This is a genomic window from Sphingobium lignivorans (assembly GCF_014203955.1).
GTDB lineage: Bacteria > Pseudomonadota > Alphaproteobacteria > Sphingomonadales > Sphingomonadaceae > Sphingobium > Sphingobium lignivorans.
Window position 1 is genome coordinate 1,494,710 of record NZ_JACHKA010000001.1, and the last position, 13,064, is coordinate 1,507,773.

Below are 13,064 nucleotides of genomic sequence, written 5' to 3' on the forward strand. Positions count from 1 at the left end.
CCGCAGGAATGCCGTCGGGTAACAAATGATGGCCGGACCGGCGCGATAACCCGCATCGGCCTTGCCGGCTGCTCACGCGCCGGAGGCAAGGCCACGGGCGGGAGTTTCGCAAGCGACCAACTGCAGATAGCCGAGGCAGGCGCGCGGCAGTTCCTGGCGCAGCCGCTCCAGATCCTCTTCCGCGGTGCCCGCCTCCATCACAACGCGAACCGTGCCGCCCAGCAGCGCCGCGAGCATGAACGCTGCTGAATCCGGATCGGCAAAGCGCGCGTCGGGAACGGACCTGAGCAACGGGCTGATCGCCCCGACCATGAGATGCTTCGCCCGGTTCATCAATTCCTCGAGATTGAACTCGGTCGCGATCCCGTAAATGGCGCGCGAGGAGACCAGGTCGGCCATCTTTGCTTCGAGCCACGCGGCGGCAAGGCCTTCCGCAACGCTTTGCAGATCGCGCCCTTTCAGCCGCGCGGCGGCCTCCAGCATGGCCGTCACGATCAGATCGAGCTGCCGCTCGACGATCGCGAAAAGCAGCGCCTGCTTGTGCGGATAATATTGATACATCGTCCCGACCGAAACACCGGCCCGTTCCGCCACGCGCGTGGTCGTGAGCCGCCCGACCCCATCCGACAGCAAAACCTGAATGGTCGCGGTGTGGATCGCTTCGATCGTCACCGCCGAGCGCGTCTGACGCGGCGTTTTCCGGGGTTTCAGGAGCTCGGGTGACGGCCGGCTCATATGCGAATTCCAAAGCTGAAGGATCATTCATATCCTAGCGACACAGAACCCCCACCACAAGGACAGACATCATGAAGACCATCCTCATCACCGGCTGCTCCACCGGCTTCGGCCGCGAGACCGCCCTTTATTTCCTCGAACAGGGCTGGAATGTCATCGCGACGATGCGCGACCCTGCCGCCAGCAGCCTGCCGGTCTCGGAGCATCTGCGCGTTCTTCCGCTCGATGTTACCAGCCCGGAGAGCATTGCCGCCGCCTTCGCGCAGGCCGGCGCGATCGACGTGCTCGTGAACAATGCCGGCATCGGGTGGCTGAACGCCCTCGAAGGCACGACGATGGACGTGGTGCACCGGATCTTCGAGACCAATCTGTTCGGCACGATCGCGACGATGCAGGCCGTGCTGCCGGGGATGCGCGAGCGCCGATCGGGCGTGATCGTGAATGTGAGCTCCAGCTCGACCTACAAGCCCCTGCCGCTGCTCTCCGTCTACCGGGCAAGCAAGGCCGCCGTCACGTCGCTGACGGAATCGGCGGCGCTCGAACTGGCGCAATTCGGCATTCGCGCAAGGGTCGTCGTCCCGGGCATGGCGCCCTCAACCAGCTTTGCCGACGGGCTGCAGGCGGAAATCATGAAGGGAGGCTGGTTCCCCCCGGCTTACCAGGACTTCGCCGACGAGACGATGGCGGCTCTGCAAGCGGCCGGAGCAGGAGAGGTCACGACGGCGCGCGACGTCGCCGAGGCGGTCTTCCGTGCCGCGACCGATGCGGACTGCCCCATGGTGCTTCCGGCCGGAGCCGATGCGATCGCCTGGGCGAAGGGCGGGTGACGGCGCCTGTTAGACGCGCGACGCGCCCGATGCGATGCAGGCGAGGGGCGTCCGGTCAGGAGGCGAGGCGGTCCCGTTTCATTCGCAGCGTCACGACCAGGCCGCTTTCCGCCCATTCGTAATCGATGGCACCGCCAAGCTGGCCCGTGACGCTGCGTTGCACCAGCTTGCTGCCGAAACCGTTGGTGCCGGAGGGCTTTTGCACCTCCGGGCCGCCATGTTCGAGCCAGGTCAGGACAATGTCCTCGTCTTCGGTGATGCTGGACACGTCCAACGTGCCCGTCGGCATGGAAAGCGCCCCATATTTCATGGAGTTGGTTGCCAGTTCATGCACGACGAGGGCCAGCGCCGTCGCAGCCGATTCACCCACGCCCATGCGCTCGACCGCGACCCGGATGCGCCCCTGGTAAGCCCCCTTGTTCTCGTAAGGCGCAAGCAGGACCGACAGCAGATCGCCCAGCAGCGCGGCATTGCCCTGGCCCTTGGGGAGTGGCCGGACCAGATCATGGGCCCGCCCCAGTGCCGACAGGCGCTCGATCAACTCATGCGCCATCTCCTCGCGGGTCCTGGTCGAGTGCAACGATATCGTCGTGAGACCCGATGCAATCGCGAGGAGATTCTTGACCCGGTGGCTCATCTCCCCGGCCAGCAGCTCGTTGCCTTCCTGCGCCTGTTTACGCCCGGTGACGTCGAGGAAGATGCCGTACATCGTGCGGCCGACGATCCCGACATCCTCTCCCTGCCCCCTGGCCGCGATCCAGCGCACCTCCTTCTCGACGAGGATGCGGAAATCGGTCTCGTAGGGTCCGAGAATTTCGCGTGTTGCCCGGAACGCCGACCGGACGCGATCCCGGTCCGCGGGGTGGATCCGGGCGGACAGCTGCTCGAACGTGACCTCGTCCTTCCGGGGCAGATCCCACAGCGAGAAGCCCGTGTCATCCATGGTGAACGCGTCGGTATCGACATTCCAGGCCCACAGGGCGACGCCGGCAGCCTGAATGGCCCGGTGCAGCTGTTCAGGTCGCCATTTATGGGCCTCGGGCATCTCTGAAGCCAAGATCGGTATCCTCAATGCTTTCGTTCAGACCGGCACAGTCGATCTGGGTTTCATCGGCAAAATCGGAAGATCGGCGAAGCGTTCCCGCGGACAGTCCGTTCACGTGAAGGGATGACTGGTTATATGGGGAGGGGTGGAACTCCCGAGCCGATGGACAGAGGTGCGCGATTGTGCCGGACCCGGCAAACGTTCAGTCGTCGGCCCGTAATTCCTTCAATCCGGTGCGGACTTGCGCTGCGGCTTCCATGATGACCGCCGGGTTGATGGGGCCTTCCTGGGACGCGAGACGGCTCAGCAGATGTTCGACCCGCCTCAGGCAATGCACGATCTTGGCGCGATCGATCACACGGCCGTCCGCCGTGTTCACGGTGGCGCCCAGGGAGGCCAATTGCTCCTCGAGGCGCATGCGCTGCGCGACTTCCCGCGTGAGCTGGTCCTTCAGTTCCCGCTTTTCCAGCACGCTCGTCGACTGGCGGCGATCCAGAGATGCATAATCGGTGCGGACGGCCCGGCTTGCGCGCGCGGCCTCCAGCTGCTTCTCGATGCGGGCCCGCAACGCGATGAAATCGATGGGCTTGGGAACATAATCGTTGGCGCCGGCCTCCAGCACGTCCACGATCGTGGTGGCCTCGGTCCGTGCCGTCAGCATGATGACGGGGAGGTCCGCATACAGCGCATTGGCGCGCAATTCCCGCAGGACGGCCAGCCCGGTCAGGTCCGGCATCATATAATCGAGCAGGACGATATCGGGGCGCGAAGCGTAGATTGCCGCGAGGCCGCTTCGCGCGCTGTCCGCGGATTCGGGCCTGAACCCCATGCGCGCGAGATGACGGCAGACAATCACGCGATTGTCCGCGACATCGTCGACGACCAGGACCACGGGTGGCTGGGCAGCGCCGGTTTCGGAATCAATCTGAGCCAAGTAGGACATGCTGCATCTCCTCATCGAGGGTAGGGATGTTCCCGCCGCGCGCGGACGACGCCTGCCGGGCCCGCAGGACGCTCACTGCCGTCCTGACCAGAGCTTCGGGAATGAGCGTGCGGGAATCCAGGAAAGCGTCGCCGCCCAGCCGCCGGAGGATATGGGTGTCTGGCCGGCGCTCGCCGATCACGAGAACCGCCGAAGTCTTCCGTTCGCTGGCATCGCGATTGATGTGCCGGCCGGCGATCTGCGCGAGATCGATGACCAGCAGATCGGGATTGTCCTCCGAGGGCGAGATGATGAAGCCGGCCTGCAGGAAGCTCCTTTCCAGCCGCGCCGTCATCGCCGTGTCGAAACCGGAAACGCACACGCGGGCATTCAGGCTGCGCGCTTCCGCATAGAGCGCGAGCAATGCGAGCAGCCGATCGCGCTGGAGAGGCTTGGGAAGATAGGCGGCCGCGCCCAGCGCGAAGGCCGAGGCTTCCATTTCGTGCACGCTCATGATGAAGCAGGGGATCGCCGCCAGCGCCTCGTCCTCGGCCATGTGGCGAAGGATCGCGCGGCCATCGATGCCCGGCATGACGAGATCGAGCAGGACGGCGGAGGGCTTGGATTCCATGACCAGCTCCAGTCCTGCGTCTCCCCGCGAAGCCAGCCGGAGCTCGTGGCCCGCAGGGACCAGCCAGCGCTCCAGGATCGCGAGGCAAGCGGTGTCATCGTCTATGGCGACGATGTGGTCCATGGTCGATCCGGGCGGAAGGATTTCCTCGGTGGAGGGCAGGGCGGCGGGAGATAGCCTTTCCACGGGAAGAGAGACCGTGAAGATGGTGCCAAGGCCCTTTTCACTGGAGACGCTGATGGTCCCGCCCATCAGCTCGACGAACCGCAAGGTGATGCTGAGGCCAAGGCCGGTGCCGCCTGCCCGGTAAGACGATGTGCTGCCCTGCACGAAGGGCTCGAACAACCGGTCGATCTGTTCGGGGTCGATCCCGATGCCGCTGTCGGCCACGCTGAGAATGAGAAGGTCGTTCGCGTCCTCTTCCCGGAGGGAAGCGGAGATCACGACCTGGCCTTCGTCCGTGAACTTGCAGGCATTCCCCCCGAGATTGATGAGGCACTGGCGAATCTTGAGCGGATCGATCCTCATCGGCCTGGGCGGCACGTTGATCTGCAGCGTGACCATGTTGTTGCGACGCGCCGCGATCGGCTGGAGCGTGGTCAGGACATCCTGCATGATGTCGCCCAGATCGATCATCTCCAGATCGAGAGTCATCCCGCCTGCCTCGATCTTGGCGAAATCCAGCACCTCGTTGATGAGCGTCAGCAGATGCAGCGCGGATCGATGAATGACGGTGACGTCGGCGAGATTTGTTTCATCGCCCAGCGTGGCCAGTTCCTCCTTCACCAGCTCCGCATAAGCGATGATGGCGTTGAGCGGCGTGCGCAGCTCGTGGCTCATGCTGGCCAGGAACTCGGATTTGGCGACATTCGCCGCCTGCGCCTGATCGCGCGCGGCCTTCAGATCGGACAGCGTGGCGGCAAGCGTCCCCTCGCGTTTCTCGATCTCCACCAGCATGCCGTTGAACGCGCGGGCGATGCGGCCCAGCTCGTCCTCGATCCCGTGCGGCATGTGCGCGGAATAATCCCCGGTCTGCCCGATGCGCTCCATCGCGCCGACCATCCGGTCCATAGGGAGGAACAGCAGCTTCTGGAGCTTGCGGGCGACGAGCCAGGCGACCAGGAACGCGATGCTGCCGAACGCGCTGGCGACGCCGAGCGTGCGGAGCATCATCGCCGGAAGTGTTTCGGTGGCCGCCGAGAGTTTCAGCCAGCCCACGGTTTCGCCTGCCACCTTGATCGGGGTCACCACCTGCAGGCCGTTTTCGTCCCAGCCTGATCGGGGTGGGGCGGTCCGGGTGCCGCCCGGGCCGCTCGGGGAGGCAGGGCCGAGGAAGCCGAGACGATGATGCTCGTTATCATAGACTTCGATCGAGCGGATTGTCTTGATCCGGGCGATCGAGGCGATCGTTTCCTGGATGGCCTTCGCATCATTGAAGACCAGTGGTGCGCCCAGGGTGGCGGCCACGACTTCTCCCAGCTCCTGCTGGCGCTCGACATTCGCCGCGCGCTGGGTGTGATATTGCCAGGCGGCCAGCCCGGCGCAGCTCAGCAACAGTGCTACCATGCAACTGCTGAGCACCGTCGCGATCAGGCCGCGACGGAAGCTCCAGGGTGCGAATAGGGCCATGGCTCAATCCTTGACCGCGCGTGCCAGGCGCAACAGCCGTGAGCTGAAGACCGCGCCGGCGCGGGCACCGGCGGTAAGGTTCACCTCGAAGCCGATCTGCCGGCCGAAGCTCACGATCGCGACGCTTCCCTGGCGGTCAAGAAAGTCCGATCCTTCGCCGATGAGCAGCGTCGCCGGGGGCGGGGCGTTGCCGGCGGGGCCAGCGGAGCCAGGCGCGACATAGGCAATCCGGCAATCGACGCTCCAGGCCGTCCGCTTGACGACCCTGACCTCCAGCCGCCCGCCTGCGACATTGCGGCCGTCATAGACCTGCAAGGCATCGGCAAGAGGTTCGTTGCCGGGGACGCACAGGACGACACGGCCGCTCGGCGGACGGAGGTCGACGAACCGGATGATGTTGTAGATGATCGCTGCCTTGAGATGCGGCGGTTCCGTGGCGGCGTGCGCGGACGAGGGGATCGCCGTCAGCGCGAGAGCCGCAATGCCCAGACCAAAGGGCTGCAAGGGGGGTAGGAAGCGCTTCATCTCAGAAATCCAGCGAGACGCGCAGCGCGACCGAGCGCGACACATAGCTGCGGGGTGAGGGATAAAGCTGTTGCGCGAATTCGATCCGGCGCTCGGTGAGCAGGTTCTGACCGATCAGGGACAGGTTCAGGCGCGGAAGGACCGCATAATTGATCCGCAGGTCGAGATCATCATAGGCCGGGATATCGCTGCTCGAAAGCGCGCCGACATGGCGCAGCCATGCATCGACTTCCAGATCGGGTCCGATGTCATAGCTTGCGCGCAGGCCCGACTGGAATTTCGGCGACAGGCCAGCGACCGCGTGGCTGATCGAGGTGTCATCCTTCGTCTTGAACGAGAGATCCTGCAGCGATCCGGTGCCCTGCAGCCTGAGCCCGGGCAAGGGACTGAAGGTCAGCGAGGCTTCCAGGCCCAAGGTCCGGCCCCAGCCGATATTGGCGCTCCGATAGTCGAGGATCATGACGGGCGCGGGCGAATAGCTCATCGACTGCCCGGTCGCCTCATAGCCGATGAGGTTGTGATAGCGGTTGTAGTAGGCGGCGATGTCATAAGTGAGCGCGCTGCCCAGACTGCCGCGCGCGCCGATCTCGAAAGCGTCGAGCCGCTCCGCGGACAGGGACGGCTGGCCCTGGACGCGCGCGAGCATATTGATGGGCAGGGGATTCATTGATGATCCTGCCGGCATTCCCAGATCCACATTGACGGATTGCTCGAAGCGGGCGGGCGTGCGGACGGCCCGGGACGCAGCGGCCCACAAGGTGATGGCGTCGCTCGGCCTGGCGAGCAGGCGAATGCTCGGCTGAAGCGCGAAACCGCTGATCGTGTTGTATTCCGCCTTGGTGCCGATCGAGAGCCGCAGGCGCTCGGGCATCAGCCAGACGTCCTCCTGGACGAAACCGCTGATCCACTGGGTGGTCTGCCGGGGGAGGGAGAAGGAGACAAAGCTGTCCGAGGATTCGAAGGAGTCGGTGGTGCGGCGATAATTCAGGCCCAGGACGAGTTCCTGCCGGTCGCTGCCCAGTCGGAGACTGGCATCGACATCCTGCAGCGCCCGGGTGACGTCCACGCCGAGCTCACGCCGCCGGACCAGATCATAATAGGCCTGAAGGCTGAACTCGCGCTGGTCGCTCCACTGGCGCGACCAGCGCGCAAGGACGTTCGCGCCGGTGAAGTTGCCATTGAACGGATAATAATCCGGCTGCTGCACGCGCGGCGGCGTCTGCAGCAGGTCCGCCACGAAATTTCCATGCTGGACGTCGCCTTGCAGCGTGACCGTGTCGCGGTCATTGGGCACGGCATCGAGCCGGAAACCGGCCTGGATGGCGCTCGAGCCGCTGCTCCATGGCTGGCCATCCGCCTTCGTCAGTCCGTCGAGATCGCGAGCGGTCACATAAGCGCGGTAGCTGAGCCGTTCCCCGCTGCCGCCATAACGCAGCGTGGCATTGCGGGCGTCGCCGGAGATGAAGGCATTGGCCTGCCAGCCCTGCGTCTGGATACTGTCTTTCGTGATGATGTTGATGACGCCGTTGACGGCATTCGATCCCCACAGAGTCGCGCCGGGACCGCGGACAACCTCGATCCGCTCGATGTCGGACAGGGGAACAAGCTGCTGGTCCCACAGCACACCCGAAAGACCCGAGACATAGAGCGAGCGGCCATCGATCATCACGAGCAGATTGTTCGCGAAGCGCGTGCTGAAGCCGCGCACCGAGACGGCCGTCGACGCGCTGTCGATCTGCCCCACCTCCACGCCCGGCACGAGACGCAGCAGATCGGGGATGCTCTGTGCGCCCGAGCGCAGGATATCTTCCTGAGTGATGATGGTGACGGCCGCGGGACTGTCATTCACGCGCTGCCGACGCTTGGCGACCGAGGTGGATTCGGCCGTCAGCAGGTCCTCAAGGGAGTAATCGCTCAGGTCCTGCGCGTGGGCGCTTGCCGCCCCGAGCAGACATGCGCCGGCGAGGGCCGTGACGACGAATAGCCGCCAGTTCGAGGATGGCCTGTTCATGATCATCGGGCCCGGGGGAGATAAGCGTTGGCCATGTAGGGCTCTTCAAGCCACGCCAGGAAATCGACTTCATGCAGGGGCGGCGCAATCGCGAAACCCTGCAGGGCGTGGCAGCCCATGCCCCGCAACAGGGCTGCCTGGGCGGTCGTCTCAACGCCTTCCGCGATCACGTCGAACCCCAGCCCCTCGGCGAGGTTGACGAAGGTCCGGACCACCGTCTGGTAATCGCTGCGGCCCACGATGTCGGTCACCAGCGTGCGGTCGATCTTGATGCAGTCGATCGGCAGATGCAGCAGGCGGGCGAGATTGGAGTAGCCCGTGCCGAAATCATCGATGGCAATGCGGATGCCGAGGGACCGGATCTCGAGAAGGCGCTCGGCGAGAAGAGGGGAATCCTCCATCACCATCGATTCGGTGATTTCGAATTCGAGCAGCTCGGCCGGCGCATTGGTCTGGGCGAGGGACGCGCGAATGAAGTCGACGAAATCCGGCTGCCGGATGTCCTGCGCCGTGATGTTCAGCGAGAGGAGGCATGCGTTGCCCTGCTCTGCCCATTTGCGTGCAATCCGCATGCCTTCCAGCAGGGTCCAGCGGCCGATCTCGACGATCAGCCGCGATTCTACCGCCAGCGGCAGGAAAGCGCCCGGTAGCAGGAGTCCCTGCTCCGGATGACGCCAGCGGATCAGCGCTTCGGCGGAGGGGCGCGTGTGCGGCGCCGTGGGCAGTTTGGGCTGAAAGGCGAATTCCAGTTCGCCCCGCTGTAGACCCACGCGCAGCTCGGCTTCGAGGCGTGCCCGGGCCCGCGCCAGCTCGATGATCTGGGGATGGCAGACGCAGACCCGATTGCCGCCGCTTGCCTTGGCCTCGTGCATAGCAAGGCTGGCCTTGGCCATCAGCCGCTCAAAATCCTGCGCGTCCTCGGGCATGCGCGCGATGCCGGCGCTGGCGCTGATAGCCGCTGGCAGGCCCAGGCCGCCGAGATCGAACGGCTCCTCGATGAGCTGGAGGCAACGCACGGCAAGGTCCTGAAGATCGGAGGCGGGGACTTCACCGGCGATGAAGATGGCGAACTCGTCGCCCCCAAGGCGAGCGATGACAGGCCGGCTGTGCTGGGGATGGAGTTCGCTGAACAGGTCGGCCATCAGCCGGAGCCGGTCGGCCGCCAGCTGGAGCAGCCGATCTCCCTCCGCATAACCGAGGCGATCGCTGATCTTCTTGAACGAATCCAGGCTCAGTTGGATGAGGGATGCCACCGTAGCCCCGGCGGCACCATCATGGATCGCCGCTTCGACGAGACGGCGAAAGCCGACCCGGTTGGGCAGGGCCGTGGCGGGATCGGTAAGGGCGGCATGTTCGCTCGCCCGCAACAGCGTCGAGACCCGCTCCATGAGCTTGGCAAGGGCGTGTCTCAGCGGCTCAGGCTCGACGTCCAGGTCTTTCCGGGGGTCGAAAGCCCATTCGCCCAGCGCGGTGTGCTCGATCATCTCGCAGGCGCGCGCCAGCCAGGTCTCGTTTGCTGGCCCCGGCGCGGGCAAGTCCATCCCGGCCGGTCGGACGGCGCTGCCGTCCCGGGGTATCTGGACCTGCTTCATCAGGCGTCGGCGCTGGAAGGGGCGGGCAGCACAGCCCATGCGGCAGCCGCCTCGCAGCGACCTGACGATCGGGAACATGCTTTCGCGCAAGGGCGCTCGGCCGCAGGCACGACAACGAGCTGCGCGCCACGACAATGGTCGATACGCATCGGTACGGTCTTCCAATCTTGAACGGTCAGAATGACCTTGCTCGACAATCGGGCAGGCGGGAGGCGGGCTGCCCGAGGGGCGCGGCGTCGCGAACTCACTCCCTGCATATTGTCGGAAGAGAACGGAAACTATCCGTCTCTATCAGATGGCATCTCTAGTGAAAAACCCAAGATTTTAAAGTTTCTTATTGTAACATTTTGCAAAATGCCAGAAACGAATAAGTATTAATTTCTGTTAACCATATCAATCACGCTTGATATTTCTTCGATGAGTTCGTGTAACGACTCAATATTTCGTTTAAACCTGGCGATATCCTCTTTTTCCTGATCGTCTGACGCTGATTCCAGGGGGTGCATAAGTTCAAATGTGCCATCGAGAATGCCGAGCTTGTTGCGCATGCTATGTTGCAGATCGTAAAGCTGCGCCTCCAACTGTGAACGTGAAGCTGAAGAATCGTCAGGCCGTTCCATCTTATCACCTCATTTCCGTTTCTATTACCTCTGCAGTCCAATATGAGCGGCGGTAAGGGCTCGATTCCTGAACCATCAGGCGCGACGAGCCGGCAGCCGGTGCATTCATGACGGCTTCCCCGGATAGGATAAAGACATGGCGCAACCCCAAAGCGGGCGAAGACCGATTCAGATACTCTACGTGGACGACGAGGACGATCTTCGGCTCGTGGTGCAGCGGGTGCTTTCGAGAGAGCCTGACTTCGTCGTCAAAGAACTGAACAGTGGAATAGCGCTGCTGGAGCTTCTGGCCGATCCGGAGTGCAAGCCCGACCTGATCCTGCTGGACGTCATCATGCCAGGCATGGACGGTCTGGAAACGGCACGGCGGGTTCGCGTAATCGATAGCAAGCTCCCGATCATTTTCTTCACGGCCAATGGCGAACTGACGGACAAATGGCCCGCTGATGACGGGGCCATACTGGGGACGCTGAACAAGCCGTTCCACTTTCGCACGCTCGCCCAAGATATTCGCCGGATGTTCGACGGGGAAAGTCTCGAAAGCGAATGACCTATAATGTTGGTTCCGCCCGTGGGAACGAAATCTCTCTTCGCGACTTCTGTCGTCAGGGACAAACGGATCACAATAAGTCGGAGACAATAACGCTCTGCCTTTGATGGTCGCCAGATCCCGCCATGTGGGGAGGGCGCTGAGCGGTGGAGCGCACGGCACAACAGGCAGAACGTTTGATCGCTGGGCGCAACTGGTGGCGCTATGCAATCCATATCTTTTTCGGCAGCGTGATCCTTGCGGCCATTGCCCTGATCGGCTTCGCATTCGTCCGGACATCGACCGGCATCAGCCGGATTGCCGAGGAACTGACCCGGGCCGGCCGAACATTGACCCTGGTCCACGATATAGACCGGCTTGTGCCTCGCCCCGATCTTGCTCCACCCGAAGACGGGACATGCGACGCCGGCAATGGCCGGCCTCCGCAAGAGAACCGGAGGATAGCGAATCTCCTTCAGCAACTGCGTGCCCTTCAGGCGCAGGAAGCCAGCCGTGAGGCCAGCGCGCCGATCGAGCGCCTCACGCAATTCGCGCCCCAGGCGAATTGCAGCGCAGACGCCGCCCGGCGGGCGGAAGCGGCCATCGGAGAGCTGATTGCGCTGGAACGCGCTCGCACCAAAGAGCTGGGGCAGGACCTGCTGGCATTCGACCGAGAGCGCTGGAGCCGCTCCTTCGCTCTGCTCGGCCTGCTCACGCTCGCGCTCGTGACTTATGTCACGGCGACCCGGGCCTATCGACGCCACGAACGAAAGCTCATCGAGCGATGGGAATCTGCGTCCCAGCGGCATAATCTCGTGTTCAAGGGGGCCGCCAGTCCGCTCATGGTGGTGGATGCCGAGAGTCGGATCGAGGCGGTTAATCCGGCGGCCGAGCGATTGCTGGGCATCAGGAGTTCGGAGCTTCTCGGGCGTCCAAGCAGCAGCGTCCTGCAGCCCTGGAGCGGCGAGCGATCTGCCGCCTCAGAGGAATTTCCGCCCGGGTCCGTCCTGCCGCTTGGCGTTCACAGGATGATGGTGGGGCAGCCGTCCGGCAAAGGCTTTCCGGTCGAGGTCGCGAAAACATCGCTGGTGCTCCCGGAAGGCGACCGGGCGCTGCTCGTCGTCACCGATATTTCGGAGCGGCTCGAGGCCGAAAGGCGGCGCAACGAGTTCATCTCCACGGCCAGCCATGAGCTGCGATCGCCGCTCAGCGCGATTTCCGGTTCCCTCGGCCTGGTGCTGGAGGGGGACACGGGCGAACTCTCGGAGGATACGCGCGAGATGGTGGGCATCGCCAACAGTAATGCCAACCGGCTGATCCTGCTGATCAACGATCTGCTGGACATCGAGCGGATCTCCAGCGGGGGTGTATCGTTCCGGCTGTCCGTCTGCGATCTCAACCCCTTAGCCAAAAGGGCCGTCACGGATATGCGTCCGCTCGCGCGGGAGAAGAATGTCACGATTCGCTTGCAGTTGCCCGCTGAGCCAAGCGAGGCATGCGTCGACGACCAGCGGCTCCTGCAGGTTCTGGTCAATCTCCTGTCCAATGCGATCAAATTCTCGCCTCCCGACGGGGAAATCATTGTCGATGTGAGCGCTCATCCCGGCATCCACCGCGTCAGCGTGACCGACAACGGACCGGGCGTGCCGGACGAACTCCACCCGCGCATCTTCTCGCGTTTCGCCCAGGCGCTTGGCTCGCGAGTGGGAACAGGCCTTGGCCTCGCGATCAGCAAGGAGATCGTGGAGCGGCTCGGGGGCTCGATCCATTGCCGGTCTCGTTCGGGCGATGGCGCCAACTTCTATTTCGACCTGCCGCGGGCCATTCAGGCAAGTTAGATCGCGCGGATCAGCCGGTCGTCTCCTGCCACTGCCTGCCACCCTCTCCCTGCAGCCTCAGCGGCGGGGCGACGATTCCTGGGTGGAGATCCTGGGTGATTGTTGCCCCGGCAAGCCGATGCCTTCTCACCGCGGGAACCCCACAAATGCCTCACTAAAC

At 63.9% G+C, this 13,064-nt stretch carries 11 protein-coding genes; 3 read left to right on the top strand and 8 right to left on the bottom strand.

What is annotated here, in order from left to right; all coding sequences use genetic code 11:
- Positions 1-72: 72 nt before the first annotated feature.
- A complete protein-coding gene (locus tag HNP60_RS06890) occupies positions 73-762 on the bottom strand; it encodes a TetR/AcrR family transcriptional regulator (RefSeq protein ID WP_184151835.1) in 690 nt (229 codons plus the stop codon).
- Positions 763-806: 44 nt separating this feature from the next.
- Between HNP60_RS06890 and HNP60_RS06895 the strand changes: the two genes are divergently transcribed.
- A complete protein-coding gene (locus HNP60_RS06895; RefSeq protein WP_184151838.1) occupies positions 807-1,562 on the top strand; it encodes an SDR family oxidoreductase in 756 nt (251 codons plus the stop codon).
- 55 nt (positions 1,563-1,617) lie between these two features.
- Here the strand turns inward: HNP60_RS06895 and HNP60_RS06900 are convergent, their stop codons facing one another.
- The 7 genes from HNP60_RS06900 to HNP60_RS06930 form a co-directional block, all read right to left on the bottom strand.
- Complete coding sequence (locus tag HNP60_RS06900) at positions 1,618-2,619, bottom strand: sensor histidine kinase (protein WP_221414626.1); 1,002 nt, start codon at positions 2,617-2,619, stop codon at positions 1,618-1,620.
- A 190-nt stretch (positions 2,620-2,809) separates the two neighbouring features.
- The gene (locus HNP60_RS06905) at positions 2,810-3,550 is read right to left on the bottom strand and encodes a response regulator transcription factor (protein ID WP_184151845.1); all 741 of its coding nucleotides are present in this window, start codon (positions 3,548-3,550) and stop codon (positions 2,810-2,812) included.
- On the bottom strand, positions 3,528-5,789 hold the full coding sequence (locus tag HNP60_RS06910; protein ID WP_184151848.1) for an ATP-binding protein: 2,262 nt from the start codon (positions 5,787-5,789) through the stop codon (positions 3,528-3,530). The genes HNP60_RS06905 and HNP60_RS06910 overlap by 23 nt, the downstream gene beginning before the upstream one ends.
- A 3-nt stretch (positions 5,790-5,792) precedes the next feature.
- Positions 5,793-6,314: a YfiR family protein gene (locus HNP60_RS06915; protein ID WP_184151851.1), complete on the bottom strand. Its 522-nt coding sequence runs from the start codon at positions 6,312-6,314 to the stop codon at positions 5,793-5,795.
- A 1-nt stretch (position 6,315) separates the two neighbouring features.
- Positions 6,316-8,325 carry a TonB-dependent receptor plug domain-containing protein gene (locus tag HNP60_RS06920; protein ID WP_184151854.1) on the bottom strand — a complete coding sequence of 670 codons (2,010 nt, stop codon included), beginning with the start codon at positions 8,323-8,325 and terminating at the stop codon, positions 6,316-6,318.
- 2 nt (positions 8,326-8,327) lie between these two features.
- A complete protein-coding gene (locus tag HNP60_RS06925; protein ID WP_184151857.1) occupies positions 8,328-9,956 on the bottom strand; it encodes a putative bifunctional diguanylate cyclase/phosphodiesterase in 1,629 nt (542 codons plus the stop codon).
- Positions 9,957-10,291: 335 nt separating this feature from the next.
- Positions 10,292-10,537 (bottom strand): hypothetical protein, encoded by a 246-nt coding sequence (locus HNP60_RS06930; RefSeq protein WP_184151860.1) that lies wholly within the window; start codon positions 10,535-10,537, stop codon positions 10,292-10,294.
- 136 nt (positions 10,538-10,673) lie between these two features.
- Here HNP60_RS06930 and HNP60_RS06935 point away from each other — a divergent pair, with 136 nt between their 5' ends.
- Both HNP60_RS06935 and HNP60_RS06940 read left to right on the top strand, forming a co-directional pair.
- Positions 10,674-11,087, top strand: a complete 414-nt coding sequence (locus HNP60_RS06935; protein WP_184151863.1) for a response regulator — start codon at positions 10,674-10,676, stop codon at positions 11,085-11,087.
- 176 nt (positions 11,088-11,263) lie between these two features.
- Positions 11,264-12,904 carry a PAS domain-containing sensor histidine kinase gene (locus tag HNP60_RS06940; RefSeq protein ID WP_184151866.1) on the top strand — a complete coding sequence of 547 codons (1,641 nt, stop codon included), beginning with the start codon at positions 11,264-11,266 and terminating at the stop codon, positions 12,902-12,904.
- Positions 12,905-13,064: the final 160 nt, after the last annotated feature.